This window comes from Pandoraea capi, assembly GCF_902459735.1.
Classification (GTDB): Bacteria; Pseudomonadota; Gammaproteobacteria; order Burkholderiales; family Burkholderiaceae; genus Pandoraea; species Pandoraea capi.
Genome location: NZ_CABPRV010000005.1, coordinates 328,398 through 351,231 on the forward strand (window position 1 = coordinate 328,398; position 22,834 = coordinate 351,231).

Genomic DNA, 22,834 nt, shown 5'->3' on the forward strand with positions numbered 1-22,834 from the left:
AGCCAGAGGTCGAGCGTCACCGCACATTTACCGTCGACGTTCCGCCTGATCCGGCCTGTTGGTGTCCTCGGGAACGTTCCGTGCGCGCAGTTGCCGCAGCGGCGCTCAACATGGCTCACGATTTCACCTCATTGGGATCTATGCGCGGCACGCGTGCGTTCTCGGGCCAGTAGTCGGTCCACTCCAGTTCGTTGGTGGGCCATGCCGACGGGATGCTGGCGGCGCTCTCAATGACGACGGCTCCCGCAGTGTCGCCCGCGCCGACCGACCAGTATTCGCCGTTCCACCAGCGCCACAGGCCGCCATCTCGCGAGAGAAACGGGCGAGCCAACCACCACCCGACATGAGGAGGCGGTCCCTTGTGCCAGGTGCGAGCGCTCATGTGCTTTCCTCGTGATTCGGTGCGTCGGGCAGTGGCATCCAGTGGGTAACCTCGTCGCCCTTCTCGCACACAGGCTCATAGAACGACGAGAATTCCGGGTGTTCGATGGCCTGGTACCAGCCGACGAGCGACACCGGGTTCCCATCTTCGTCGTTCGTGTCCTCGGGCTCATTGAGATAGAACGCTTCGAAGACGTACGTTTGGCCGTTGTGCGCCCGGCGGCACGCCACGATGACGCGTGAGCAGTCACCTTTATCGGTGTCCGGCAAACGCTGGCCCGACGTAATCCACTGGGGGAGGCGTGCTTTCAGTTCGGCAATGGCTTCCAGAATCGGCTCCGCGCCGCCATCGTCAGGATCAAGGCCAAGTGCTTCATTGATCAGCCCGAGGTCGGCGCAGGCCGCACCGAACATCCGGGTCATCTTCGCCAGTTCGTCAATCACGCCGATCCGGTGAGGGGAGGGCGGCGGCGCTGGCTTGGCGTACGTCGGCGCCGGGTTGAGATTGCTTCCTTCCGCGATCGTCTCGACCACAGACGGCGGCGCTGGCTGGGTATTCAGCCCTTCAGGGCGGGGTTCATAGGGGCTCATACGAGACTCTCCGCAGCTTCGATCGCCCACTTGGGAGGGGCGTATGATTTTTCCGTGGTCTCTCGGTACGGCATAATCACCGCGACGAAATTCGGTTCGCCGATGTCTACGAGAGCGGGCCCTTCGCCGTTGTATCGGATGTTTGGAAGGCCATTAGCGCCAGTTACAAGGCGCGTAGCTTTTCCGATGTCCGCGACGTACTTCGGGTTGATCTGCGCAGCGATGCCCGTCGTGCTTGCCGGGATGACTTTTCGCCAGTTCGGGAAGAGGCCGGGGATTGCCTTCGATGAAGTGGTGATCTGGCCCTGCGTGACGCTGACAGTGTCATCATCTTCCACGGCTATGAGCACCGGGTGCGCGGACCTGCCTGAGACGATTCGCGCGAGAAGTTCGCGGGGCACGATCGCCGTTTTGCGCTCGTCAACGTTCACGTCAGACGTTGCGCGGAATGCCGCGATGCGATGGCCGTCGGTGGCGACCAGAAACGCGTCTTCGCCGCAAAGTTCGACCAGCAAGCCATTCAGGTAATAGCGAATGTCGTTTTTCGCGGCGAAGAGTTCGAGCGCCTTAACGACTGACGCGCTGAGGGAGACGGTGACTTTGCTCATGCTAGGATTCCTCGAAAATTGAGCGAGCGAATACATGCGCACATTAAAAGTGAGCTTTTGGGGTGGCGTGGCGGTGGGGGTACTCGGCGCCGCTTTCTGGAGATTCCCGCCGCAAAGCAGCGGTGATTGGGCCAGTTGGGTGCAGGCGGTAGGCTCTATCGCTGCGATTGCAGGGGCTTTTCTGATTGGCGAACGACAAAGTTCTGCCGCGAGAAAGACACTGGCGGAAGAACGTGTTGCGGAAGAGAAAGCGCGATTGGCTCGTTATTTCGCGATTGCCGAGGTGGCGTGCGAAGCTGCGCAAAATACCGGAACGGTCATCTCATCCGGCCTTCAGACGGGCTCACTTGCAGCAGAAAATGGAATGCCGGGCCTCACACTTTTCCTATATGAGCCTGAGACGCTAAACGATGCGGTGGACAGCCTCAGGCTAATTCCGATCGACCAGCTTGGCTCGGTAGAAGCGATCAAAGCGTTTGATCGCTTTAGGCGCGTGGTGTTGAGTGTTCACGCAGCACAAAGGCGTTTGCAGGAACTAGGCGCTTTTGATCGTGCCTACGCAGTCGGCATAAGAGTTGAGGAAGTTCGCACGTCCGAACTTGATGCTCTCAAGCGACAGGCACAAGGTGGTGCGGCCACTGTGAAGCAATTTCTTGCGCAGCTAAAAACTGCCCTGCATTTGCCACTTGCTCAGCGCGGAGAGACAAACGAGGATTGCTGATATTTCTTCAGATTCCGCTGTATTGAACAACATACTCACGCCACGGAACCCATTGCCGGGGCGTATGAAATCCCCAGTTGCGCTCCCACGGCCCCATGATGAACAGGGACCAAGAATCTTTGCCTTCGGGGATTTCGAGGCGGTGTCGGTCGGTGGCCTTGCGAAACACGATCGATCCGGGGCCGCGCCAAACGCGGCGATAACCGCGCAGAAGTGACGTCTCCGGATTGCTGTCCAATCGTGCCGGCTGACTCTGCTCGGTCGGCATGATTTCCCAGTAGCCACCGAGCAGCACGATGGAGATGCTCCACCAAGGGTGATCGTGCAGATCCCGACCCTCGTCGCTACGAAGCGTGTTGTGCACGCGGGCGCCCCACGAGGTATCGCGGCGCCCGTCGGTGGCGGCGCTCGCGTCATGCCCCTTGGGCTTACGGACCCACCAGCGGCGCATATACCCCTTCAGGTCGAAATAGGGCGTGAGCTGCGCGTAGCCGATGATCGTGCACGCGACCAGCTTGGGCATCCAGATTCGCATGATCAAGCCTCCTGCGCCGCTGCGGCGGTGCCGCTGATGTCGGAGTGAGCCGAGAGCAGTTCGCGCAGCGCCTTCGCGCTGACCTGCACCTGAAAGTCAGTTTCGCTGTTCGCGATGGCGTGACGTTGAGCTTCCGGCAACTGAGATACGAAGGAACCGACGCGCTCGACGTACGTGCTGACGACCTTGCGCGGATACGCGCGGCCCTTGATCGAGCCAGCGGTGACTTTCTTCTTTCCGCCGGCTGTGGCCTTCTGCAATTCACCTGACAGAAACGCACCTGCCTGTTCGCCGTGCTGGCGTACGGCATCGGCTGCGACTGACGCGGAGGCCTTCCCGGCGAACACGATGCGATGAACGTCCGTGTTTGCGCCGGCCAGGACGAGCATCTTGCCGACCCATTGGGGCGACACGTGGTCGCCTTCTGCGATGCGGGCGTTGTCCCACCCGAAGCGGGCCAGTCGCTGGTAGCCGAATGCCTTCTCCAGAGGATGCAGGTCCCGCTTCTTGTTGCTCGAAAGGATCCGAAGCGTTCTGTCGGCGTCGTTGCCGTCGAACGCGTCGATTCGCACCATCAATTCTCCGTCCTTGTCGCGAAGCGGTGCGCCCGCTGCGTCGGCACGTGCGATCGCGGCATGCCGGCGGTGACCGTCAACAAGCCAGACGCCACCCTCGGCACGCGGCCGAACTTCGAGAGCCGGGTACTGCCCGCCCGCCATGATGTGGCGGAACAGGCTTTCGTCATCTTCTTTGGCCGCTTCGAGTGCGTCGCCATCCAGAAGGTCGAGCGAGGCGCGCAGATTGAAGCCGGGTTCGATGTGGATATCCTCGTGGCGGATTTTCATCGCATCCGCGCGGCGGATTTCCTTGTCGTTGATCTTCTGTTTGAAGGACGGTACGGCGGTCATTTCATTCCTCGTTCGCGGTCGACGGCGGTACGGATGTGCTCTCGGAATCCCTTGGAAGGGTGTCCGCCGTATGGGTAGTTGGTTTCCATGTGCTCCCAGCGAGCGGCGTTCTCTTCGACGTCGGTGCGTCGCTGGGCGTCGGTCTTGATGTAGAAGGCGAGGGCGGCAATAACGACCTGCGGGTTTGCGGCAAGCGCTTCGATGAGTTCCTGTCTTGCTTCGATCTCTTCGTGATACCTCGCTGACCCTTGGAGCGCAGGCCGCTTTGAGTGCAAACGCTGCTTGTTGGCTAACGGGCGCAGCACTTCCCACAAACGCTTCGCTGCCGCCCTGTTCGGGGCACTGCTCATACGTTGAAAATCAGCTTTGCGACGATCGCACCGGCGAGTGCGGACAGATGACATGCCCAAGCCGCGCGCTTGTGTTCAATCGTCCACTGGTTGTAGCGGAGGAAGACGGCGTTCACGGGGCCGACAACGAGGCGTTGAAACATGCTGCGCCTCAGTGAGAAGCGTCGCCGTACCCCATTCGGTAGGCGAGTTCAGTGGAGAGACACGGGCGACCGCACTTGGCGTCGTTCCAGCCGATCTGGTACTGGCGAATCTCTGCTGCGTGCATGCTGCCCTCCTCAGTCGAGTCGAATAGTTGCGTTCTTGAAGATCACGTTCGAGCAGACGGCGCCGGACACGGGTACGCCGGTCGGCCCCTTTGCAGTGAACGACGTGGAGAAACTGTCTTTCTCGCTACAACCGAAGTAGCTGTAGCCACCGATCCGAACGTCCGTATATCCGGCGCCCTCAAGAGCGCGGCGCGCGGTATCGGGATCGGTGCAAGCAGTGAGAAGGGCGAGCAGAGCCGCGAGCGCGACGAGCCTCATGGGGAACCTCAAAAGGGGAAGGAAAGGACGCCCCGGCAGAACACCGGGGCGATACGGCTTTAACCATGTCCGTCATGGGCCTGTGAGCGGTCAGGCTCGCTCTTTTGCGAGTGAGGCAAACACCTTCAGGCGAGCAGACCCGAGTGCCAGCAAAACGGGGATACGGGCTATTTAACGTCGCCGCGCCGACGCGGATCTGCTCACTTGAAGGTGCGTACAAAGCAGGGTTTGTATTTCGAAAGTACAGCCTGTGGTTTGTGCGGCAGGCGCGGCGCGTGTCCGCAATCGAACTCACCTTACGCCGTCGCTATCACTTTTGATAGGTTCAATTCTGCCGCTCACTGGTTGCTGTAGGATTCGATGGATTCAAATCAATCACCGGCACAAGACGGGGCACCATGTACAGCGACGACGAAATCGAGATTGCTAGAAAAAATGCGCAGATCGAAGATCAGAATCTCCGTGCGAGTTTTGATGCGGCTGATCGGGCGTACAGCCAGAGCTACAACGAGACGCTTCGGGATGAGATCGAGGATCTCCAGCGGGAGGTTGAGCGCTTGCAAGGTCTTTTGAATAGTCCCATGCATGTGATCGCCCAGAAGCACATGCGTTTTGGAGCGCATTTCAAAGCTGATCGAAAGCTCCTTTCGAGCTGGATCGTATCCCAAAAGGCATTTAAAGAGATTGCGATGGAGTATGCAGCGCGGCTTGGTATCGATCGTGAAGAGGTGATTCGATCTGGTATGGATGCCAGGGAGGTAATTCTTCTTGGGCAATCCAAGTTCCAGAACAACATCCAGCCTAACACCCTCGCGGAAGACTACGCAGAAGCACTCCTGGCAGACTTTTATGCTGAGCGGGACAAAGGCTCCGCATAAAAAAGAAGCGCTTACCCTCAAGGCAGTAGCCGACAATGCGATCCATCATGGTCGAGGGGATACGGGATATTTAGCGTCGCCGAGCCGACGTGTCGGGCTGCTTTCTTGAAGGTGCCGCACCCTGGCGGCCGTCACGCCTGCATCATCGGGGGGCGTTCCCTCGCCGGGGAGTTCAGTACTCTCGATTGGGGTAGCGAGTGTCGATGGTGTGCTCGTTGCCGTCGACGAGGATCTTGGTTCCGGCCGCGTGCATCTGGAAAATTCGCAGATCGAATCCGTAAAGCGGGCCGACGAAAAGTGACTTCTTCACTTCCTCGTCATCAATCCTGATGCTGTACACCTCGCCTTCGTCGGTGAGGGCGAGTTGCACTTCGCACTGATACTTCGACTTGCCCTCTTCCTTGTCGAGGTAGATGCGGTGATAGCCGCGGGGGGATTCACTGCCCTCGACGATCAATGTGATCTGTTCCGACCCGTCGCAAGAGCAGCCGTAATGCCGCTCGTCCTTGTCCTTGATGAACTGAGCGACCAGTTCCGAGAGCTTGATCTGTGCCGGCGCTGGCACAAGCAGCTGCGCCATCTGCGTCTCAACGTGCTTGCCAACAGACGAATTCAACTGGGCCTCAACCTGCCCGCGAATGATCTTGAGCAATAAATCGTTGTAACCAGGGAGGCCGAGGTGACTGAAATCGACCTGGAGGGCTGCTTTGACGTGGTCACGAAGTTGCCGCCCGAAGTCCGAGTGCGCCGAAATCTGGTCGTTGATCAAGTCATTGATCGTCTTGGTGACGCGTTCTTGAATTGCCTTTTCAATCGCGCCGGAGGCGATCACGTTTGCGAAAGCGGCGTTCACGGCCTGTTGCATGTCGTGCATGGTTTCTCTCCTCGTGTATCTGGCTATGCGGCGCGAAGTCGCGAAATATGTGGCGTAACGGTGGCGCCGTTGCTGCCGGCCCAGTTGCATTTCACTCGCCGCAGGCTGGGGCGCGTGCCCGCGTAGCTATACGCGGCGGGGCAACCGCCCAGTTCGATGACCGGCGCCGATTTCCCTACCACCGTTACCAGCCGGACCCCGACTTTGGCGTTGAAAATCAACTTCGTGCCAGGCTTGGGAAGCGCGCGATATGCGCGGCGGCGCTGACGTGAATTCATGTCGACTTCCTCGAGTATTGGGCTACGCGTAAAACGCAGCGCGACTCTCTTCGAGAGCACGTAGCGCGGCCGCATGCTGTGCGTCGGACCAACACTGATCCCATGCCCAGTGGCGGGGATCGTTCTTTTGATATGGGTTCTGACCTCGCGAACCCGCCCCGTGTGTGTTGAACGTCTTCCGTCCATCACTTGCGCTCATGGCAAACCTCCTTGTGTATATGGCGCGGCTCTCGGAAGAAAGCCGCCTCAGATACAGCATTTGGATGCAGCGTCCCGGACAACACCCGACTGAGTCGGCTCCCGGCGGCGCTGCATCTCTTCAATCCAAGCGGCGATCTATAGCCCCGCGTACGCGGCCAGCCCGCGCTTGAATAGCCTCCGGTCTTTGTCTCAGGGGTAGAGGGTTCCGCCCTGCGCCTAGCCGCGTCCGCGCAAGTCGCGAACGCCATCGGCGTGTTCTATCGGTAACTGAGTTTTTAAGGAGCGCCCCGACCTGCGGGCGGGCAGCGATGTGTGCTGCGCTGGATTTAATGTTAGCGTAACGCGAACATAATAACAATAGCGTAACGCGAACATTTTTTGATGCGCTATCGTTTTTGATAGGCGCGGATAGTGGGTGGGGAAAGTTGTGGACTTTAATTACTGTATGGATATACAGTAATTAAAAATGAGAACTTCCGATTAGGGGGAGTGATGAAATCGGCCGCGCGGCTTAGCGTATTCAGCGATCAGGGGCGGGAAGGCAATGCAGCAGAAACGGGGATGGGCGTCGTGGACGCGGCCGAGCGCTTTCGGTCGAGTAACGTATCGACGCTATCTGTGACTTTTGCTAAAGATGGCTCGATTTCGCATCGAGTGAATGTGCTACCGGAACACCGCGCGCCCCTAGCCGCGTGGCTCATCAGCCTCGCGGCTAGGGTCGGTGGTGCTGATTAGCTGGCTTTGCGTTGAATCGCTGTCTTTGCTTTGTTGCGAGGGGCTTCGTCGCCGCTTTCGGTATAGGGGCGAGAATGTGTCGGTCTGCTTTGTGCCAACAGACCTTGCGCAAATCCGATTACCTGTGATCTTTGGATGTCTGAGAGCTCTAGCCAGCCCGGCACACCGGCTAGTTCGGGGTCATTGTCCATCCAGCCGACAGGTTTTCCCGTGGCCTCTTCGATATGCCGAGCGATATCGTCGGCAATGCCTCGTGGCTTGCCTGTGCGCGAGTCTCTCGATGCATTGAGCCACTGACGGATTTGCACCTCTCCTTTTCCGATTGCCTCGGACAGCGCTCGAACCCCACCGAGTTCTTCTGTGAGCGCGCGTAGCTGATCTTTACGGATTTCGTGGCATGTCTTCATGACGTGTATTGCATCCCATCTTAGGGTTTGCAGGAATTCGCGTAACGCTATTGATTTAATGTTCGCGTTACGCTATCGTTTTGCCATGGACCTCAAAACCTACCTCGACGCCGAACGCGGCCGCCAACGAAAGCTGGCGAGGGATATTGGCGCGCACCCATCGGATGTGAGCTCATGGAAATCGGGGCGCAGAAACGTGCCGTCACATTTCGCATATCCGATTGAGGAGTCGACTCGCGGAGCGGTTACTCGCCGTGAAATGCTTCCCCTGGACGTCTGCATACGAATGTGGCCGAGAGAATTCGAGGGATCCGTTGGAGAGAGCCAGTGAATTCACATATCTCCGCCAGCAAGTCTCGCCGAAAGTGCTCTGTGGTCAATTTGATAGGTGCGGCCGGTGAAGTAGACCGAGTCGCAGTGATTGCACACAAGGTTTATGCGCCCGCTCTTCTGTTGAAGCTGGAGCACGACTTTCTTCGTTTCGTTGTCCATGCAGGGCTGGCAAAGGTAGTGCGGTCCTCTGGACGGCTCGCTGGGCTGTACCTCGGCGAGGACGAAAACGCCTTGCGAAAGCTCATGAAGGTCGTACTTCGCCCGCTCAAAACTCCGCTCTTCAAGCTGAGCGATTTGTGCACTGAGCTTTCGCTTGTCGTCTTTGAGCGCATCAATCTCATCTCGAGCCGCCGAGTGCTTCTCTTGCAGTTGAAGCGCGGCGTTTGTGATCTCGAAGATCTGTTCATTCAGCATTTGCTTCACCTCAGCGAGCTTCAGATCGTCATGCGCTCCTACGGCAAATTTTGCAAGGTCGATGGTGGTTCGAAATGCGGCGAGCGCGGTACTCAGTGCGGTAATCGGTTCCATGGTTTTAGCGCAAATGAACTGGCGGTTAGGGGGCGGCGCTGATGGAGATGGCGATGGCAAGTGAAACCACGGTCTTCAGTCTCGACTACGTGCCAAGTGAATGCCGAGTGAGCATTGCTTCGGCTACTCGGCGTCCCGCTGTGCATGTGTTCGAGCAAATCGGTGAGGTAGCGCGGCTTGCCGATAGTTATTTCTGCCGATCGCCCGAAGCTGCGGCTTTTGTTGTCGAGTGCCTCGCGCGTGGCGTGGCTGTTCCGCGTGGAGTAGAAAGCGCTCGAGTTCGTGAGCGCTACCGCACTCAGGCGTTTTCTTCGGGGTCCTCGAGCACTTCGTAGACCTGATTGAACTCGATTTGCACGACTTTCGGAGACATGTCGTCCGCGCGGTACTCGCGGTTCTTCGTGCGGTAGAAGGATAAATCTCCGCTGCCAAAGGTGATTTCGGTGTCGTCTGGAAGGTTCTCTAGGCGCCTCCATATCGAGGTCCTGAAATCGGCCAACGTCATTTTGTACGGTTTGTCGCTCATGAGCACTCCTAGATTGAGTGAACTGGTTGTGTGGAAACACCATTCTCGCATGACGGTGAGTGCTCATTTTTATCTCGCAGGGTGTGGTTTTCATGCCTTGCATCGTAGGTTTTTCGTCGTGCAACAGCACGCAACTTGAATTGAAGGAGATTGGACATGGCTGAACGTCCGAATATCGAAAAGTCTCTGCGCTTGCTGCTGACTGGCGACCAGAGGAAGGAGGCGATGGAGGCGCTTGACTGGGACAACTCGCAGGTGTCGCGTTTTCTGTCTGGGCAGACCGGTGTGCTGATCGACAAGCTTGACGCCGTTGTCAATCTCATTGGCTTCGTGATGGTGACGCCGCGCTACTTGGAAGGTCTGGCCTCGATGGCTGAGACCGGAGTGGGCTGCCGTTGTGCACGCGAGGGCGGCGGGGAGTGCGGGTTCGAGCGCCGCGTAAAGGTGGTGGCCCGTGCAGCCTAACGCAACCGCACCCACTCTGAATCAAGCGGCGGAAGTGCGCTTTCGCCTCAACGTCGAGGTCGATAAAACCGCTGTCGACAAGGCTACCGATGCATACCTCGACGCTTATATCACCTATCGCTCGGCAACTCTGGGGGCGATGCGAATCGAGACTGAACGCGTCGTGCCGGTGTGTCTGTCCTGCGGCGCATGCCAGAACGACGACGGCACCTTGCCGTGCGATCACTGAGTGCGCGTCGATGACTGCCGCCGACTGGATTGCCCTTGTCGTGTTTTTTGCGGTCGCTGTCCCGACGGCGCTCATGTTCTGGCCGTGCCGCGGCCGCGCTCACCCGGAGACCACTGAATGAGCTTCCATCGCGTAAATCAAGCGTGGGGCATCGAGTTGCGCCACACCGAGAAGATCGTTCTGCTGGCCCTCAGCCATCACGCGGTCTTGTCGACGGGTGAATCGTCCCCGAAAGTCAGCCGCTTGGCGCGTGACTGCGGCATGTCAGAGTCGGCCGTCCGCGAGTCCATCAAGGCGCTGGAAGCGGCAGGACACGTCCAGTCGACCCCCATCCGTCGCGGAGTCACGTGCTATCGCGTCAAGGTCGGGGCAACCGCATGAGTCTCGACGCAATCACATGGGCGCGCCACCAGAAGGTGGGGAAGGGCCCGACGAAATCGGTGCTGATGGCGCTGGCTGATTTTGCCAGTGAGGAGTTCATCTCGTTTCCGAGCATCGACACGTTGATTGCTTGGACTGAGCAGGACCGCAAAACGGTTCTCGCGAACATCGATCGCCTGAAAGAGGCTGGCTGGATCACCGACACGGGGGAGCGTACTGGTCGCACGAAGCAGATCGTCGTCTACCAGATCAATGCAGAGCGTGGTGTTGAGGTGAAGGTTGGCCCGAGAAGTCAAAGCATCCCGAAATCGGAACAGTTCCATAAACGGAACCATTCCGAAAACGGAACAGTACCGAAAACGCCCGCAAACAGTCCCAATTCTGCCTCCGAACAGTCCCAAATTTCACCGGAAACAGGCCCGAATTCGGTACCCGTAACAGTAGTTAACAGTAATGAACAGGTAAGGAACAGTGGAGCGCGCGGAACGCGCTTGCCCGAAAACTGGATTCTCACCAAGGCTCTCGGCGATTGGGCGCTGCAAGAGCAACCGACGTGGAATGCCGATCACGTCCGACGCGTTGCCGAGAAGTTCCGAGATTACTGGACTGCCAAATCTGGGCATCAAGGACGCAAGACAGATTGGGACGCTACCTGGCGCAATTGGGTGCGCAACGAGAAGGCTCTGGCTGGCGGTGCTGCCGGTGTCGGAATGAACAAGCAGGAGCAGCTTGAGCAGCGTAACCGCGAAATCGCTGCCGCCCAGGCAGCTCGCGTCATGGCAGGGGAGCGCGCATGAGACCGGAAGATTCCGCCGAGTTCTTCTCGCTCATCAGCAACGTCTATGCCTTCTACCGGCAGGACTACTCCGACTTTGTCGGGCAGGTCTGGTGGGGCGCGATGAAGGTCTTCGATATCGCCGCGGTGCGAGACGCGCTCGGACGCCACGCCGCAAACCCCGATGCCGGCCAGTTCCTTCCGAAGCCCGCCGACGTCGTGAAGATGCTCGAAGGCTCTACGCAGGACTCAGCGCTTCTGGCGTGGCACAAGGTCGACAAGGCGGTGCGCGAGGTCGGAACGCATGTTTCGGTCGTGTTCGACGACGCGTTGATCCACCGGGTGATTTTCGAAATGGGCGGCTGGGTGCTGATGGGTACGAAAGAGGACAGCGAATGGCCGTTCGTGCGCAACGAGTTCGTCAACCGGTATCGGGGTTATCGCACCCGCAGCCAGGCGCCGGAGTATCCGCCGGCGCTGGTTGGAATCGTCGAGGCATCGAACTCCCGCAACAACTTCGAATCGGCGGCCCCTGTTCTGATTGGCAACGCGACCACTGCCCGCGCGGTTCTCTCGGGTGGCAGTGTCACGCCGTTGGTCGGATACACGCGGATGACGGCTGACGAATTTAAGAAGATCGCGCACAACGGAGAGCCGCCACGACTCCGCGCATGACACGCGCCGAGTGCTGGCGGCGCTTCGAGGAAGCGGCGAGCGCTGCGAAGGTCGGAAATGGCGATCTCGCACGGGCATTCATCGCTAGGGTGCGAAGGGGCTGCGGTGACGAGGTAGCAGAGAGGCAAGAGAAAGAACTGAGGGCATACATCGCCTACCTGCATAACAAAGGGAAATGACGAATGACCCCGAGTCGATTTGAAAGTAAGTTGCGCGGCCAGACGGCTATTGCACAGAAGGTGTTTGAGGCCGTGCCGATTCAGGAATGCTGGACGTTGGCGCAGATCGGCTCGGCGCTGATTCGAACGACGCGAGCGAGCATCGATATGCGCATCTTGCAGGGCTGCTTGGCGGCGCTGCGCGATGCCGGACTGGTGCAGGAGGTGAAGACGGGGCACTACCGCCGCGTTCAGGTCAAGCCGACCGCCATCGCAGACAAGGCGGTTGTTAGCGAAACGAAGGAGAAAGTAGTGGTGACGAACGAACCGAAATCGCCGATCGACCTGCTGTCTGCCATCACGAAGCGTCTGGCGGCGCTGCACAAGCACGTCGAGACCGAGACCAAGGCCATTGCATCGGAAATTGAAACGGCGGCGCTGTCGATTGAAGAGGGCCTCGAGAAGATGGCCGGCGAGGCGGCGAAGTTCAAGCAGTTGCAGAAACTGCTGGTCGACGTGGCCTGACAGAGCGATATGGCACGCAAGGGACTAACGTTTCCGGAGAGTGTGGTTGCGAATGGGCGCGTTGGCACGGCCCGAATTCGATCGCAGGTCGGCGCGGTTGCGCTGACCCCAGCGGAACCGGCGCGCGCACCTATCGTGCCCCTGCCGAATGGAGCGGTTGAAGAGAGGCGCTCGAAGTACGGCAATAAGAAATGTGAGGTGGATGGCATTCAGTTCGACAGTCGCGCTGAAGCGCGACGATGGTCGCAGCTAATGGCAATGCAGGAGCGCTGCGAAATTCACGAGCTTGAGCGGCAGGTTGTTTATTTGCTGGCCCCCGGAGTTGTAATCAATGGACGCAAGGCTCCTCCTCTGCGCTACGTGGCCGATTTTGTATACGAGCGCGGCGAGGAAACCGTGATCGAAGACGTTAAAGGGGTGATTACGCCGGAATATCGGATCAAGCGTCACCTGATGGCGTTGAAGGGTTTGTGCATCGTGGAGATCAAATGAAACACGACATTCTGGAATCGATGGATCGAGGTATTTGGTACTGCGTCGAGACGCTTACTGCGCTCGCAGGCCACACGAACCGAGAAACACGTGAAGCTTGCCTGTTGCTGGTTGGCGAGGGACTGCTTGATATGGATACGATCAACGAGAAGCGCCGATTTCGTTTGGCGATGACCAAGGGCGCTTCGCGTCAACCGGATTATTCCTGCGTTCCGACGACTGCTACGGCACCGTATTACCCGAGCTGGACGCCCCTCCGTACATATGATCAATACGTCAAATCGCACCAGCAACTTTGTGAGGAGCGGCGATGAGCGGCGGATATCGCCCGACAGGGCGGACGACCAGTTCGCCGCCAGGGTCGGCGCAGCCGGCGGGTGACGCTGTGAATAGCCCGGCGCATTACACCAAGCACCCGAGCGGTGTCGAGTGCATCGCGATCACGGAGCATATGGGATTTAACCTCGGCAATGCGATCAAGTACATCTGGCGCGCAGACCTGAAGAATGACGCGATCGAGGACCTGAAGAAGGCCGAGTGGTACATCCGTCGAGAAATCCAGAAGCGTGAGCGGCAAGCGTGATGCAACGGAAAAAGCCGATGGTGCGAACGTCGTTCAAGCGCAAGGCCAAAACGCCGATCAATCCACATAGCGGCGCAGCCGTGCTCAAAGGCGCGACGCACAAGAAAAAGCCCAAACCCGGCAAGGACAAGAAGATGCTGGAAGCGTGCCGCGGCGAGCGTTGCTATTTGATTGTGCCTGGTATCTGTCTACCAACGGCTGAGACCGTGGTGCCGTGCCACTCGAACGAACAGCGGCACGGAAAGGGGATGGGGGTCAAGGCGCACGACAAATATACGGTGCCTGGATGTGCGGCATGTCACGCATGGCTTGACCAGGGGCGGGCGACGAAAGAAGTGAAATTTGGCACTTGGCGATCGGCATATCGGGAGTGGGAGCCGATTCGCGAAGCGAAGTTCGCGACGTAGGGTGATGGACAAACGAGTCAACGAATTTTATTGATGGAGCAGGCCGCGCAATGACGAGAGACCAATCTGACCAGATCGAAGAGCTGCTCCGGGACTGGTACCGCTGGCAGATTCGCCAGTCGCATGCGGAGACGCTGTCGCATTTCTATCGCCCCACCGATATGACGTGTCGTCAGTATGTGACTCCGCAATGGGATGGAGATGATGAGACTGATTACCAATGGGCGGATGATCGCGTGGCCGAGCAGGTCCAACTTTGTGTCGACCAATTGCCGGCCGAACAACGTGCCGCGATCTCGGTGAGCATGCGAAACAAGGAATGTGGCGCTCAGGTCTGGCGTAGTGCCCGTGCGATAACCCCTCATGAGACTTATCATGCGGCGAAAGTGGCATTGCTTCCTAAGTTCGTTGCCAAGCACTTGATATCCCAGCAAGAACTGTTGGGCGCATAGATATTTCCGATTTGGGGCTTGTAAACTGAGAAAAGTTGGTCTACTATTCTTCGCAAGCCTCGCTCGTCCAGCGAAAACGAAAGCCCGCCACTGTGCGGGCTTTTTGCATTTCTGCATGTCTCCTCCTCGCCTAGCGGCGTTAGCCCGCATCACTATGTGTGATGCGGGCATTTCTTTTGCGAGTTTCCATGGCGCGTCCTTCAAAGATCACCGATGCGGACGCCCTGTTGGGGGAGATCGCGCTAGTTCGATCCGCAATCTGGCAAAACGGTGCGCGCCGAGTGGCTTCGTTGATTACTGCGGCCACAACTGATGCAGCGCTACTGCCCGAAGGGGCTTTCGCTCTCGTATGTGTAACGGCGTTCCCGGCCGGGGCGCCGTCGCGCTTGATGATCGATGTCCCGCTTTATCCCCGGGAGCCCAAGGACGGAGGTCTTCCTGCGGCATGGCTTAAGCGAGGGTGACCGGAGAATGCTGAGCCTGAATGTTCGATCTGATCTGCGCGGCATATCTGCTGATCTCTCGCGATACCTTGGCGAAGAGAAAAAGGCAGTAGTGCGGGCTCTGAATAAGACGGCCACCCAAGCCCGAACGGAGGCCTCTAAGGAGGTCCGGGCTGTCGGATACAACATCAAGGCCAGCTCGATCAAGAAATCGTTTTCGATCAAGCGCGCTTCTGTCGCGAATCTCGTTGTCACGCTAAAGGCGACAGGACGTCCCATTGGCCTGATCAACTATGGTGCGCGTCAAGGTAAAGGTGGTGTGAGCGTTCAGGTCAAATCCGGCCGGAAAGTGCTTAAGCACGCATTCATCGCGAACATGCCGAACGGCCACCGTGGTGTGTTCGAGCGTGCCGGTCGAGGGCATAAGAAAGTCGTACGCAACGGAAAGGTGATGCGATCAGGGTTGCCGATCAAGGAGTTGTTCGGTCCTTCGATCCCTCAATCACTTGCCAACGACGCCGTTGAGAAGGCGGTGATGGCGAAGATCCGCCAGAAATTCCCGCAAATCCTTCGGCATGAGTTGGCCTTCGTCGCCAGCCGTCGGCGGTAACCACTCCCTGGCACGAGTGCACAAAAAATGAGCGCGGGTCCTTCCCCGGGGATCATGCAGGGCGGGAGCGAAGACTCGCGGAATTCGCCCAGCGCTGAGTTTTGAAATTTGGGTAACAGGTAACAGATCCATACATGAATCAAAGCGAGTTCGCGACACTCCACGGGGTCAGTCGAAAGACGGTCACGAAGTGGAAGGAGCGCGGCTGGCTTGTGTTTTCGGGCGATGACATCGACGTCGACCAGTCGAATGCGCTTCTGAAAAGATACCGCCGCGACGGGATTTCGGTTGTTACCCAAACTGTTACCCAAGCCCCAAAGGGTAACAAACGAAAGACTGTTACCCAGGCGGCGTCAGAGGTAACACTTGAAGCTGGCGAGAGTGCTGGCGACGCAGCGAATCGGATCCTCTTGGGCAACGTTGAGTTGCTCGACTTTGACGAGGCGCGGTGCTTCAAGGAGAACTATCTCGGGTTGATGGCTCAGCTCGAGTACGAACGAAAGTCTGGCTCCCTCGTCGAGCTGGATACCGCAACAGCAATCCTCTTCGAGGAGTTCCGGGCGCAGCGCGATGCGTGGCTTAACTGGCCGACCAGGGTAGGGCCGATTTTGGCTGCCGAGCTGGGCGTCGAGGCCGACCGAGTTGTCGAGGCCCTAACTGCGCATGTCCACAAGCAAATCGCCCAACTCGGCGAACCTGAAGCCAATTTCTCTGAAAGGGAAGGCTGAGCGGCTGCGGGCGTCTGTTCGGCGCGCATGGACACCTCCACCGCGAATTAGCGTGCCAGCATGGGCGGACAAGTACCGCAAGCTGGCAAAGGAAGCTGGGAGCACGTCCGGGAACTGGGAGACGTCGACGGTTGAGGTCGCTCGCGGCCCTATGCTCGCGGTGACTGAGCCGGGTGTGCATGTCGTCACGACGATGGTGAGTACGCAGTTGTTGAAGACGGCTCTGCTGGAGAACGTCTTTGGCTATTTTGCTCACCTTGATCCTTGCCCCATTCTGCTGTTGCAGCCGAAAGAGGACGCGGCCGAGCAGTTCAGTAAGGAGCGAATCAGCCCATTGATTCGTGTGACGCCGGCACTGCGCGAGCTCGTGGGAACGAGCAAGACGCGTAATGCTGATGAGACGCTGCTATTCAAGGCGTTTCCCGGCGGATTCTTGGCGCTCGCGGGTGCAGGCAGTCCTGACAACCTTGCTCGCCGTCCGGTGCGGGTGATCCTTGCCGACGAGGTGGACAAATACCCGGTGACCCGAGAAGGTGAGCCGATCGCTCTGGCGGAGGAGCGGACGGCGACATTCGGCGTCAACTGGCTGTCGATTCGAGCGTGCTCGCCTACGGTTGAGGACGAAAGTCGCATCGAAGCAAGTTACAAGGAGTCGGATCAGCGTCGCGCTTCGGTCGCTTGCCCACACTGCGGGCACCGCATGTTTCCCGACTTCTTTAAGCATGTCGATTGGGATAAGCGCCGCGACGAAGGCGGAACGGTCGTCGAACACTACCCGAAAACCGCTAGGATTTCCTGCGAGTCATGCGGCCAAATCTGGTCTGAAGGAGATCGACTGCGTGCGCTTCAAACAGTGCGTTGGCACCAGACGAAGCCATTTGAATGCTGCGGATCTCGACACGTTCCGCTTGACGACTACGAGCGTGCTTGGCGAGGCCCGGATGATTCGCGTGAGCCTTCCACCGACTCAGCAATCGCTCAGGTTTGGGACTGGTGGGAGAGCGACCGCCACGCGGTCTACCGCGCCAAGTGCCCAGAGTGTGGTGACTGGAAGGTTGATAACGAGCACGCCGGATTCCAGGCGAGCAAGCTCTATAGCCCATGGCAGAAGGATAAGCCTGCTGATATCGCTGCGAAATGGCTGAAGGCCGAGGGCGACGAAGAGAAGAAGCAAACCTGGTGGAACACGCAGGCGGGCATGCCGTATCGCCCGAACTCTGGCAAGGTCCTGCGCCTTGAGGCGCTCGTCGCTCGCGGTGAGAGCTGGGCGGCTCAAGTCCCCGACGGTGTTGCGGTGGTAACGGTTGGCGTTGACGTGCAGGACTATCGATTTGAAATCGAAGTCGTCGGTTGGGGGCGCAACGAAGAAAGCTGGTCGATCGACTACGAGGTCATCGAGGGCGATCTGGAGACCCCGGGACCGTGGGAGCAGCTCGACGCATTTCTCGATCAGATTTGGCATCGCGCAGACGGTCGACCATTCGAGGCCATGGCGGTTTGCATCGACTCGGGTGGGCACCATACGCAGAAGGTCTATGAGTTTTCCAAAGCGCGACTGGGTCGGCGAATCTGGGCGATCAAGGGCGAATCTGCGGTAAGCGGCAAGCGAAACCCGGTTTGGCCGGTCAAAAAGCCGTCCCGGCGGACGAAAGCGTCATTCCGCCCGGTGATTCTCGGCGTGAACACGGCCAAAGACACGATTCGTAATCGGCTTCACGTTGAGGAGCCTGGGCCGGGCTTCATGCACTTTCCGAGCGATCGGGATATCGGCTACTTCGAGCAACTCACGTCCGAACGCTCCGTCGTGAAAGTATCCGGTGGACAGAAGTATCGAGTGTGGGAGCTGCCTTCTGGCCGCGCGAACGAGGCGCTTGATTGCCGCGTGTATGCGTATGGAGCGCTTTGCGGGCTGATGCATCTGGGTTTGAAACTCAATCGACGTGTCGATCTCGTGACGCAGCCTTTCGAGCGCAGCGCTCAACAGAACGAAATCGCACCTCAGCCCGTCGCGGATATGTCAGAACAGTCGCCACCGACGCCGGCGGATACTCAAACGCCTCGGAGGAAACTCACGGGCCGACTTGCTTAGGAAAAACATGGCAATCACGGATGGAATGGGCACTTTCGATATGCAGTCGAGACTGGCGGCGCTGCAAGCAGCCTATTTCGATCTTTCATCCGGCTCGAAGATCGTGACGGCCACTTACAACCAGGGCGATGGGACCAAGTCGGTTACGTACCAGCAAAGCGATCTTGCACAGATCATGCGCAGCATTCAGATGCTGCAAAAGGCCCTAGGGATCATTCCGAACTTCCACCGCGCACGCAGGATTCTGTTCTAAATGCCATCTCTCATCGTCGATACGTCTGGCAAGCCCTTCGGGGATGCGTCAGGCGGGGGACGCGTGCGCGCTGAATCTGGGATGGGCGGGTCTACGGGCTTCGCACGCCCACCGTACGCGAACAGCTTCCCGTACGAGGCAGCGTCGCTCACGTCCCCAGAAATGGGGAGTTGGTATCCGTGGATTCGCTCTCCCGACTCGGAGATCAACCTCTATCGCGACCAGATGGTCGCGCGCTCGCGTGATCTCGCCCGGAATGACGGCTGGGCCAGCGGCGGCGTCACGCGCATTCTCGATAACACGGTGGGTGCGCACCTACGGTTGTCGACGAGTCCCGACTGGCGCGTATTGCGGCGGTTCGCGAAGGGATTCGATGCTAGTTGGGCGAAGGATTTCGGACAGGCGGTTGAAGCGCTGTGGCGCTTGTATTCGGAGGATCTTGGCCGATACAACGACGTATCTCGCCAGTTGACGGTTTCGCAGCAGTTGCGCCTTGCTTTGCGTCACAAGCTGGTCGATGGCGAGGCGCTTCTCGTTTCGTACTGGAAGCCGGAGCGAGTGGGGCGCGGTGCCGCTCAGTACGCGACGTCGTTCCTCGTTGTAGATCCCGATCGTCTGTCGAACCCGTATCAAATGATCGATACGAAGTACTTGCGCGGTGGCGTTGAGATCGATGACGACGGTGTGCCGTTGGCCTATCACATCCGCAAAGCCCATCAGAACGACTGGTACAACGCGGTCGAATCGATGGAGTGGGAGCGTGTCGAGCGTGAGGACGAAGACGGTTGGCGCCGCGTGATTCACGATTTCGAACGCGATCGTGCCGGCCAAAGCCGTGGAATCGGCGTGTTCACGCCGGTGCTCGCCCACGCAAAAATGCTCGCCCGCTACTACGGGGTTGAGTTGCAAGCTGCTACGGTAGCCACGATCTTCGGCACCTATGTCACGAGTCCTTATGATCCGGCGATGATTGAAGCCGCGATGGACTCGCAAGGTAGCGATCAGGAGATCGGTTACTACCAGGAGCTTCGTGCCGACTGGGCGAAAGAGCGGCCGGCAATGCTCAACGGCGTTCGAGTTCCGACGCTTGCCCCCGGCGAAGAAATCAAGCAGGTTGCCGCAGCCCACCCGCACAGCGGATTCGGGGAATTTGCGCACGAAATGCTTCGCTCGATCGCTGCTGCAATGGGGGTTTCGGCGGAGCAGATTACCCAAGACTGGAGCAAGACCAACTATTCGAGTGCGCGAGCAGCGCTTCTAGAAAGCTGGAAAACGCTTAGTCGCCGCAATGCGGAGTTCAAAGTTGGTACGGCGACCCCGCTTTTTGCCACATGGTTGCAAGAGGCAATGGAGAACGGCGAACTGGATGATGTCCTGCCTGTGGGCGCCCCCGACTTTATCGAGGCGGCAACAGCTTATTCGCGCTGCGATTGGCTCGGCGTCGCCCGCGGTTGGGTCGACCCGGTTAAGGAAAAGCAGGGCGCTGTACTTGGTATGGACGCTGGTTTGTCGACTCTCAAGCGTGAGTGCGCGGAGCAGGGCCTCGATTGGGAGGAAGTCCTCGCCCAACGAGCGATAGAGCTGGACGCATTCAAACGTCTCGGAATGAAGCCCCCGAGTTGGTCTGGCGTCGAGAGTGCCGAGGAGGCATCGGAGCCGGAAGAGGAACCTCAACCCCAATGAACAATCTGCCTTTCCTCGCTCAGCGGCTATTCAACACTCCGCTTGCCATTACGCCAGCAAAGGCGGAGATGGTGATGGCGGCGCTTGCCGATCGCTTTGGCATTACGAAGCTGTTTCGCACAAGCGGTCAACCCCTTGCGATCAGCGAATTCGGGCTCGAAGACGAAGCTGATGAGCCCGACTACCGCTACTACGAGGTCGTGCGTGGCGTCGCGATTATCCCGATCACGGGCACGCTGGTGCACAAGTCGGGGTACATGCGCCCGACTTGTGGCATGACGGGCTACGACGGAATTCGGGCGAATCTCAGCATGGCGTTGGACGACCCCGCAGTGCGCGCGGTGATGCTCGATATCGAAAGCGGTGGTGGTGAAGTGGCCGGTTGCTTTGACCTGGTCGACGCCATCTACAACTCGCGCGGCAAGAAGCCCATTTGGGCAGTCCTCTCCGAATCCGCATTTTCGGCGGCTTACGCGATTGCAAGCGCGGCGGACAGGATTACGGTTCCTCGCACCGGCGGCACCGGTTCAGTGGGCGTCATTTGTGCGCACGTGGACTTTTCCCAGGCACTGGCGAAAGACGGCATCACTGTCACGATGATCCACTACGGCGCTCGCAAAGCTGATGGCAACGAGTTCAATCCATTGTCGGATGTGGCGCTGGCGCGATATCAGGCGGACGTCGATGCAATGGGTGAGTTGTTCGTGAAGACCGTCGCTCGTAATCGCAAATTGTCGGTGGCCTCTGTGCGCGGCACGCAGGCGACGACTTTCCTTGGCGCCGAAGGCGTCGAGATCGGTTTCGCCGATGCCGTAATGGCACCTGACGAAGCTTTTCGCTCACTGCTCGCCGAGCTGGGCTGACATTCCCAACCCCAAGAGGTTTCACTTATGAAGAGTATTCGCACCCTCGCGGCGCGCGGGCTTTCGTTCGCCCATCTCGCTGGGATTTCCAGCCGCGCAGCGCGCGCTGAAGACGACGATCGACGTGATGACGATCAAGCCGAGGACGACGAGATGGACGATCAAGATCGCGATGATCGAGATCCCGGCGATTCGAAAGGCAAGAAGGGGCGCCGCGCGGAAGAGCGTGAGGATGACAAACCTGACGCCGAAGAGGATCCCGCCGACGAAAAGGACAAAGGTGCGCGTCGCGCAGAAGACGACGACGTCGACCCGGACGCCGAAGATGATGACGCAGACCCCGATGCGGAAGATGACGAAGGCGAAATGCGCGGCAAGAGTTCTGCCGCACGTGCCCGTCGCCGAGAACAAGCCCGCTGCGCCGCCATCATGGGTTCGAAGGCCGCGGCTCGCAATCCCGTCCTCGCGGCGAACCTGGCTTTCAAAACGCGTATGACACGGGCCGAAGCCATCGATACGCTTGAAGCGACTCCCGCCGCAGCGTCAGCAGCCCATTCGTCGCGCGCCGCTCGAAACCCGAGCCTCGGCGGAGACGGCGGTGCCAAACCGTCTCGTCAACAGGCTCTTGCGGCGCGCTGGGATGCAAACCTTAAGGCCGCGAATCCGGGCCGTCGCTAATAAACCCTCAGCCTTCAAGGAACTGAACCATCATGGGTAACCCGACCTACACGCCGTTTCAAGAAAACTGGCACAACGGTGGCTTCCTCGTCTCCCAGGCGAATGGCCACCAATCGATCGAACAAGGCATTCTGACTGGCGGTGGCAAGGTGTTGGCAGGCACGGTACTTGGTACTGTGCTCTCTGCATTGACAGCGACCGCAGCGGCACTGGGCACGAACACCGGCAACGGCACGTTCGGCTCCGTTGCGGTTCAGTCTGCGCCGGCCACGATGATCGGCACGTACAACGTGGCCCTTACGAGCGCGACCGCTTTTTCGGTGACTGCGCCGGACGGGCAAACTGCCGTTGGTGCTGTCGGCTCGGCATTCAGTGGCCTGGGCATCGGATTCACCGTCACTGCCGGCGGAACGCCTTTCGTGTCTGGCGACACGTTCGCCCTCACGACCACGGCGGCGCCCGGCAATCCGACGATTACGTCCGCCGCCGGCACGAACACCGGCAATGGCACCGTAGGCTCGCTTAGCGTGCAAGGCTACGCAGCCAAGGTCGGCGTCTACTCCGTCGAGTTCGACGATGCGACGCACTTCGTGATGTCTGATCCGGCGGGTGCCGAGGTCGGCCACGGCACCACCGGCACGGCGTTCAAGGCTGGGGGCCTTTCGTTCACGATCACTGCTGGTGGTACCGCGTTCGCGCCTGGCGACAGTTTCTCCGTGACCGTGGCGGCTGGTTCCGGCAAATACAAGCCGTTCGACCCGGCCAACGTCGATGGATCGCAGGTGCCCAGCGCGATCCTGTTCGCGTCGAAGGACGTAACGACGGCGGATAAGGCGTGCGCGGTCGTTGTGCGACTAGCCGAGGTCAACGCATCGGAACTGGTGTGGCCGACAGGTATGAGCGGCCCCGCGATTGCAGCCGCTCTCGCGCAGTTGAAGGCGCTGACCATCATCCCGCGCTAATC

Annotated in this window: 35 protein-coding genes; 22 read left to right on the forward strand and 13 right to left on the reverse strand. The window is 59.0% G+C overall.

The genetic code is table 11. The features are described 5' to 3' along the window. Positions 1–115 precede the first annotated feature (115 nt). The 3 genes from PCA20602_RS13360 to PCA20602_RS13370 are packed head-to-tail and all read right to left on the reverse strand — an operon-like array spanning position 116 to position 1,580. Complete coding sequence (locus PCA20602_RS13360; protein WP_150721620.1) at positions 116–382, reverse strand: hypothetical protein; 267 nt, start codon at positions 380–382, stop codon at positions 116–118. Then, positions 379–972, reverse strand: a complete 594-nt coding sequence (locus tag PCA20602_RS13365; protein WP_150721621.1) for a DUF551 domain-containing protein — start codon at positions 970–972, stop codon at positions 379–381. The genes PCA20602_RS13360 and PCA20602_RS13365 overlap by 4 nt, the downstream gene beginning before the upstream one ends. Next, a complete protein-coding gene (locus PCA20602_RS13370) occupies positions 969–1,580 on the reverse strand; it encodes a DNA polymerase III subunit beta family protein (protein ID WP_174981090.1) in 612 nt (203 codons plus the stop codon). Before PCA20602_RS13370 ends, PCA20602_RS13365 begins: the two co-directional genes overlap by 4 nt. Positions 1,581–1,614: 34 nt before the next feature. On the opposite strand from PCA20602_RS13370, the gene PCA20602_RS13375 reads away from it, so the two are divergent. Next, positions 1,615–2,301, forward strand: a complete 687-nt coding sequence (locus PCA20602_RS13375; protein ID WP_150721623.1) for a hypothetical protein — start codon at positions 1,615–1,617, stop codon at positions 2,299–2,301. A gap of 7 nt (positions 2,302–2,308) precedes the next feature. On the opposite strand, the gene PCA20602_RS13380 is transcribed toward PCA20602_RS13375, so the two are convergent. From PCA20602_RS13380 to PCA20602_RS13395, 5 genes are all read right to left on the reverse strand, one after another. Further along, positions 2,309–2,836, reverse strand: a complete 528-nt coding sequence (locus PCA20602_RS13380) for a hypothetical protein (protein ID WP_150721624.1) — start codon at positions 2,834–2,836, stop codon at positions 2,309–2,311. Positions 2,837–2,838: 2 nt separating this feature from the next. Beyond that, positions 2,839–3,744 (reverse strand): hypothetical protein, encoded by a 906-nt coding sequence (locus tag PCA20602_RS13385; protein WP_150721625.1) that lies wholly within the window; start codon positions 3,742–3,744, stop codon positions 2,839–2,841. After that, the gene (locus PCA20602_RS13390) at positions 3,741–4,094 is read right to left on the reverse strand and encodes a hypothetical protein (protein ID WP_150721626.1); all 354 of its coding nucleotides are present in this window, start codon (positions 4,092–4,094) and stop codon (positions 3,741–3,743) included. Before PCA20602_RS13390 ends, PCA20602_RS13385 begins: the two co-directional genes overlap by 4 nt. Then, a complete protein-coding gene (locus PCA20602_RS25630) occupies positions 4,091–4,237 on the reverse strand; it encodes a hypothetical protein (RefSeq protein ID WP_174981092.1) in 147 nt (48 codons plus the stop codon). Before PCA20602_RS25630 ends, PCA20602_RS13390 begins: the two co-directional genes overlap by 4 nt. A 135-nt stretch (positions 4,238–4,372) precedes the next feature. Continuing rightward, positions 4,373–4,621, reverse strand: coding sequence for a hypothetical protein (locus tag PCA20602_RS13395; RefSeq protein ID WP_150721627.1), 249 nt, complete (start codon positions 4,619–4,621; stop codon positions 4,373–4,375). Positions 4,622–5,019: 398 nt separating this feature from the next. Between PCA20602_RS13395 and PCA20602_RS13400 the strand changes: the two genes are divergently transcribed. Beyond that, complete coding sequence (locus tag PCA20602_RS13400) at positions 5,020–5,499, forward strand: hypothetical protein (RefSeq protein WP_150721628.1); 480 nt, start codon at positions 5,020–5,022, stop codon at positions 5,497–5,499. 172 nt (positions 5,500–5,671) lie between these two features. Here PCA20602_RS13400 and PCA20602_RS13405 read toward each other — a convergent pair whose 3' ends face one another. The 3 genes from PCA20602_RS13405 to PCA20602_RS13415 form a co-directional block, all read right to left on the reverse strand. Then, entirely contained in the window at positions 5,672–6,373 is a 702-nt protein-coding gene (locus PCA20602_RS13405; RefSeq protein WP_150721629.1) for a hypothetical protein, read from the reverse strand. Between the two features lie 23 nt (positions 6,374–6,396). Beyond that, positions 6,397–6,651, reverse strand: coding sequence for a hypothetical protein (locus PCA20602_RS13410; protein ID WP_150721630.1), 255 nt, complete (start codon positions 6,649–6,651; stop codon positions 6,397–6,399). A 932-nt stretch (positions 6,652–7,583) separates the two neighbouring features. Then, entirely contained in the window at positions 7,584–7,994 is a 411-nt protein-coding gene (locus tag PCA20602_RS13415; RefSeq protein WP_150721631.1) for a hypothetical protein, read from the reverse strand. An 85-nt stretch (positions 7,995–8,079) separates the two neighbouring features. On the opposite strand from PCA20602_RS13415, the gene PCA20602_RS13420 reads away from it, so the two are divergent. After that, entirely contained in the window at positions 8,080–8,325 is a 246-nt protein-coding gene (locus PCA20602_RS13420) for a transcriptional regulator (protein ID WP_150721632.1), read from the forward strand. Positions 8,326–8,327: 2 nt separating this feature from the next. On the opposite strand, the gene PCA20602_RS13425 is transcribed toward PCA20602_RS13420, so the two are convergent. Then, positions 8,328–8,855, reverse strand: a complete 528-nt coding sequence (locus PCA20602_RS13425; protein WP_150721633.1) for a hypothetical protein — start codon at positions 8,853–8,855, stop codon at positions 8,328–8,330. A 298-nt stretch (positions 8,856–9,153) separates the two neighbouring features. Continuing rightward, positions 9,154–9,381, reverse strand: a complete 228-nt coding sequence (locus tag PCA20602_RS13430) for a hypothetical protein (RefSeq protein WP_150721634.1) — start codon at positions 9,379–9,381, stop codon at positions 9,154–9,156. A 156-nt stretch (positions 9,382–9,537) separates the two neighbouring features. On the opposite strand from PCA20602_RS13430, the gene PCA20602_RS13435 reads away from it, so the two are divergent. The 19 genes from PCA20602_RS13435 to PCA20602_RS13530 all read left to right on the forward strand — a co-directional run bounded on the left by PCA20602_RS13435 (position 9,538) and on the right by PCA20602_RS13530 (position 22,832). Then, positions 9,538–9,846 carry a DNA-binding protein gene (locus tag PCA20602_RS13435; protein WP_150721635.1) on the forward strand — a complete coding sequence of 103 codons (309 nt, stop codon included), beginning with the start codon at positions 9,538–9,540 and terminating at the stop codon, positions 9,844–9,846. Next, positions 9,836–10,075, forward strand: a complete 240-nt coding sequence (locus PCA20602_RS13440) for a hypothetical protein (protein ID WP_150721636.1) — start codon at positions 9,836–9,838, stop codon at positions 10,073–10,075. The genes PCA20602_RS13435 and PCA20602_RS13440 overlap by 11 nt, the downstream gene beginning before the upstream one ends. Positions 10,076–10,192: 117 nt before the next feature. Continuing rightward, positions 10,193–10,456, forward strand: a complete 264-nt coding sequence (locus PCA20602_RS13445) for a helix-turn-helix domain-containing protein (protein ID WP_150721637.1) — start codon at positions 10,193–10,195, stop codon at positions 10,454–10,456. Then, on the forward strand, positions 10,453–11,253 hold the full coding sequence (locus tag PCA20602_RS13450) for a helix-turn-helix domain-containing protein (RefSeq protein ID WP_150721638.1): 801 nt from the start codon (positions 10,453–10,455) through the stop codon (positions 11,251–11,253). The genes PCA20602_RS13445 and PCA20602_RS13450 overlap by 4 nt, the downstream gene beginning before the upstream one ends. Beyond that, positions 11,250–11,906: a DUF6475 domain-containing protein gene (locus PCA20602_RS13455; RefSeq protein WP_150721639.1), complete on the forward strand. Its 657-nt coding sequence runs from the start codon at positions 11,250–11,252 to the stop codon at positions 11,904–11,906. Before PCA20602_RS13450 ends, PCA20602_RS13455 begins: the two co-directional genes overlap by 4 nt. A gap of 209 nt (positions 11,907–12,115) precedes the next feature. After that, the gene (locus PCA20602_RS13460; RefSeq protein WP_150721640.1) at positions 12,116–12,589 is read left to right on the forward strand and encodes a hypothetical protein; all 474 of its coding nucleotides are present in this window, start codon (positions 12,116–12,118) and stop codon (positions 12,587–12,589) included. Between the two features lie 9 nt (positions 12,590–12,598). Further along, positions 12,599–13,081 (forward strand): DUF1064 domain-containing protein, encoded by a 483-nt coding sequence (locus tag PCA20602_RS13465; RefSeq protein ID WP_150721641.1) that lies wholly within the window; start codon positions 12,599–12,601, stop codon positions 13,079–13,081. Continuing rightward, on the forward strand, positions 13,078–13,395 hold the full coding sequence (locus PCA20602_RS13470; protein ID WP_150721642.1) for a hypothetical protein: 318 nt from the start codon (positions 13,078–13,080) through the stop codon (positions 13,393–13,395). Before PCA20602_RS13465 ends, PCA20602_RS13470 begins: the two co-directional genes overlap by 4 nt. After that, the gene (locus PCA20602_RS13475) at positions 13,392–13,664 is read left to right on the forward strand and encodes a DUF3310 domain-containing protein (protein ID WP_150721643.1); all 273 of its coding nucleotides are present in this window, start codon (positions 13,392–13,394) and stop codon (positions 13,662–13,664) included. The genes PCA20602_RS13470 and PCA20602_RS13475 overlap by 4 nt, the downstream gene beginning before the upstream one ends. 17 nt (positions 13,665–13,681) lie before the next feature. Beyond that, a complete protein-coding gene (locus tag PCA20602_RS13480; protein ID WP_150721644.1) occupies positions 13,682–14,071 on the forward strand; it encodes a nuclease domain-containing protein in 390 nt (129 codons plus the stop codon). 50 nt (positions 14,072–14,121) lie between these two features. Continuing rightward, positions 14,122–14,523, forward strand: a complete 402-nt coding sequence (locus PCA20602_RS13485; RefSeq protein WP_150721645.1) for a hypothetical protein — start codon at positions 14,122–14,124, stop codon at positions 14,521–14,523. Positions 14,524–14,994: 471 nt separating this feature from the next. After that, positions 14,995–15,576, forward strand: a complete 582-nt coding sequence (locus tag PCA20602_RS13495; protein WP_174981095.1) for a phage tail protein — start codon at positions 14,995–14,997, stop codon at positions 15,574–15,576. A 134-nt stretch (positions 15,577–15,710) separates the two neighbouring features. Next, complete coding sequence (locus PCA20602_RS13500) at positions 15,711–16,304, forward strand: hypothetical protein (protein WP_150721648.1); 594 nt, start codon at positions 15,711–15,713, stop codon at positions 16,302–16,304. Next, complete coding sequence (locus tag PCA20602_RS13505; RefSeq protein WP_246182148.1) at positions 16,240–18,393, forward strand: phage terminase large subunit family protein; 2,154 nt, start codon at positions 16,240–16,242, stop codon at positions 18,391–18,393. The genes PCA20602_RS13500 and PCA20602_RS13505 overlap by 65 nt, the downstream gene beginning before the upstream one ends. Before the next feature lie 7 nt (positions 18,394–18,400). Continuing rightward, positions 18,401–18,646, forward strand: a complete 246-nt coding sequence (gpW, locus tag PCA20602_RS13510; protein ID WP_150721649.1) for a gpW family head-tail joining protein — start codon at positions 18,401–18,403, stop codon at positions 18,644–18,646. Then, positions 18,647–20,329 (forward strand): phage portal protein, encoded by a 1,683-nt coding sequence (locus tag PCA20602_RS13515; protein ID WP_150721650.1) that lies wholly within the window; start codon positions 18,647–18,649, stop codon positions 20,327–20,329. It abuts the gene before it with no gap. Beyond that, positions 20,326–21,192, forward strand: coding sequence for a S49 family peptidase (locus tag PCA20602_RS13520; RefSeq protein WP_150721651.1), 867 nt, complete (start codon positions 20,326–20,328; stop codon positions 21,190–21,192). Before PCA20602_RS13515 ends, PCA20602_RS13520 begins: the two co-directional genes overlap by 4 nt. Before the next feature lie 27 nt (positions 21,193–21,219). Then, positions 21,220–21,870 (forward strand): hypothetical protein, encoded by a 651-nt coding sequence (locus tag PCA20602_RS13525; RefSeq protein ID WP_150721652.1) that lies wholly within the window; start codon positions 21,220–21,222, stop codon positions 21,868–21,870. A gap of 32 nt (positions 21,871–21,902) precedes the next feature. Further along, positions 21,903–22,832, forward strand: coding sequence for a head decoration protein (locus PCA20602_RS13530; protein WP_150721653.1), 930 nt, complete (start codon positions 21,903–21,905; stop codon positions 22,830–22,832). Positions 22,833–22,834: the final 2 nt, after the last annotated feature.

Excerpts from the sequence above, each read along its gene's own strand:
- PCA20602_RS13360 (WP_150721620.1), bottom strand. The coding sequence starts at position 382 with ATGAGCGCTCGCACCTGGCACAAGGGACCGCCTCCTCATGTCGGGTGG.
- PCA20602_RS13365 (WP_150721621.1), bottom strand. The coding sequence starts at position 972 with ATGAGCCCCTATGAACCCCGCCCTGAAGGGCTGAATACCCAGCCAGCG.
- PCA20602_RS13370 (WP_174981090.1), bottom strand. The coding sequence starts at position 1,580 with ATGAGCAAAGTCACCGTCTCCCTCAGCGCGTCAGTCGTTAAGGCGCTC.
- PCA20602_RS13375 (WP_150721623.1), top strand. The coding sequence starts at position 1,615 with ATGCGCACATTAAAAGTGAGCTTTTGGGGTGGCGTGGCGGTGGGGGTA.
- PCA20602_RS13380 (WP_150721624.1), bottom strand. The coding sequence starts at position 2,836 with ATGCGAATCTGGATGCCCAAGCTGGTCGCGTGCACGATCATCGGCTAC.
- PCA20602_RS13385 (WP_150721625.1), bottom strand. The coding sequence starts at position 3,744 with ATGACCGCCGTACCGTCCTTCAAACAGAAGATCAACGACAAGGAAATC.
- PCA20602_RS13390 (WP_150721626.1), bottom strand. The coding sequence starts at position 4,094 with ATGAGCAGTGCCCCGAACAGGGCGGCAGCGAAGCGTTTGTGGGAAGTG.
- PCA20602_RS25630 (WP_174981092.1), bottom strand. The coding sequence starts at position 4,237 with ATGTTTCAACGCCTCGTTGTCGGCCCCGTGAACGCCGTCTTCCTCCGC.
- PCA20602_RS13395 (WP_150721627.1), bottom strand. The coding sequence starts at position 4,621 with ATGAGGCTCGTCGCGCTCGCGGCTCTGCTCGCCCTTCTCACTGCTTGC.
- PCA20602_RS13400 (WP_150721628.1), top strand. The coding sequence starts at position 5,020 with ATGTACAGCGACGACGAAATCGAGATTGCTAGAAAAAATGCGCAGATC.
- PCA20602_RS13405 (WP_150721629.1), bottom strand. The coding sequence starts at position 6,373 with ATGCACGACATGCAACAGGCCGTGAACGCCGCTTTCGCAAACGTGATC.
- PCA20602_RS13410 (WP_150721630.1), bottom strand. The coding sequence starts at position 6,651 with ATGAATTCACGTCAGCGCCGCCGCGCATATCGCGCGCTTCCCAAGCCT.
- PCA20602_RS13415 (WP_150721631.1), bottom strand. The coding sequence starts at position 7,994 with ATGAAGACATGCCACGAAATCCGTAAAGATCAGCTACGCGCGCTCACA.
- PCA20602_RS13420 (WP_150721632.1), top strand. The coding sequence starts at position 8,080 with ATGGACCTCAAAACCTACCTCGACGCCGAACGCGGCCGCCAACGAAAG.
- PCA20602_RS13425 (WP_150721633.1), bottom strand. The coding sequence starts at position 8,855 with ATGGAACCGATTACCGCACTGAGTACCGCGCTCGCCGCATTTCGAACC.
- PCA20602_RS13430 (WP_150721634.1), bottom strand. The coding sequence starts at position 9,381 with ATGAGCGACAAACCGTACAAAATGACGTTGGCCGATTTCAGGACCTCG.
- PCA20602_RS13435 (WP_150721635.1), top strand. The coding sequence starts at position 9,538 with ATGGCTGAACGTCCGAATATCGAAAAGTCTCTGCGCTTGCTGCTGACT.
- PCA20602_RS13445 (WP_150721637.1), top strand. The coding sequence starts at position 10,193 with ATGAGCTTCCATCGCGTAAATCAAGCGTGGGGCATCGAGTTGCGCCAC.
- PCA20602_RS13450 (WP_150721638.1), top strand. The coding sequence starts at position 10,453 with ATGAGTCTCGACGCAATCACATGGGCGCGCCACCAGAAGGTGGGGAAG.
- PCA20602_RS13455 (WP_150721639.1), top strand. The coding sequence starts at position 11,250 with ATGAGACCGGAAGATTCCGCCGAGTTCTTCTCGCTCATCAGCAACGTC.
- PCA20602_RS13465 (WP_150721641.1), top strand. The coding sequence starts at position 12,599 with ATGGCACGCAAGGGACTAACGTTTCCGGAGAGTGTGGTTGCGAATGGG.
- PCA20602_RS13470 (WP_150721642.1), top strand. The coding sequence starts at position 13,078 with ATGAAACACGACATTCTGGAATCGATGGATCGAGGTATTTGGTACTGC.
- PCA20602_RS13475 (WP_150721643.1), top strand. The coding sequence starts at position 13,392 with ATGAGCGGCGGATATCGCCCGACAGGGCGGACGACCAGTTCGCCGCCA.
- PCA20602_RS13480 (WP_150721644.1), top strand. The coding sequence starts at position 13,682 with ATGGTGCGAACGTCGTTCAAGCGCAAGGCCAAAACGCCGATCAATCCA.
- PCA20602_RS13485 (WP_150721645.1), top strand. The coding sequence starts at position 14,122 with ATGACGAGAGACCAATCTGACCAGATCGAAGAGCTGCTCCGGGACTGG.
- PCA20602_RS13495 (WP_174981095.1), top strand. The coding sequence starts at position 14,995 with ATGCTGAGCCTGAATGTTCGATCTGATCTGCGCGGCATATCTGCTGAT.
- PCA20602_RS13500 (WP_150721648.1), top strand. The coding sequence starts at position 15,711 with ATGAATCAAAGCGAGTTCGCGACACTCCACGGGGTCAGTCGAAAGACG.
- PCA20602_RS13505 (WP_246182148.1), top strand. The coding sequence starts at position 16,240 with ATGTCCACAAGCAAATCGCCCAACTCGGCGAACCTGAAGCCAATTTCT.
- gpW (WP_150721649.1), top strand. The coding sequence starts at position 18,401 with ATGGCAATCACGGATGGAATGGGCACTTTCGATATGCAGTCGAGACTG.
- PCA20602_RS13515 (WP_150721650.1), top strand. The coding sequence starts at position 18,647 with ATGCCATCTCTCATCGTCGATACGTCTGGCAAGCCCTTCGGGGATGCG.
- PCA20602_RS13520 (WP_150721651.1), top strand. The coding sequence starts at position 20,326 with ATGAACAATCTGCCTTTCCTCGCTCAGCGGCTATTCAACACTCCGCTT.
- PCA20602_RS13525 (WP_150721652.1), top strand. The coding sequence starts at position 21,220 with ATGAAGAGTATTCGCACCCTCGCGGCGCGCGGGCTTTCGTTCGCCCAT.
- PCA20602_RS13530 (WP_150721653.1), top strand. The coding sequence starts at position 21,903 with ATGGGTAACCCGACCTACACGCCGTTTCAAGAAAACTGGCACAACGGT.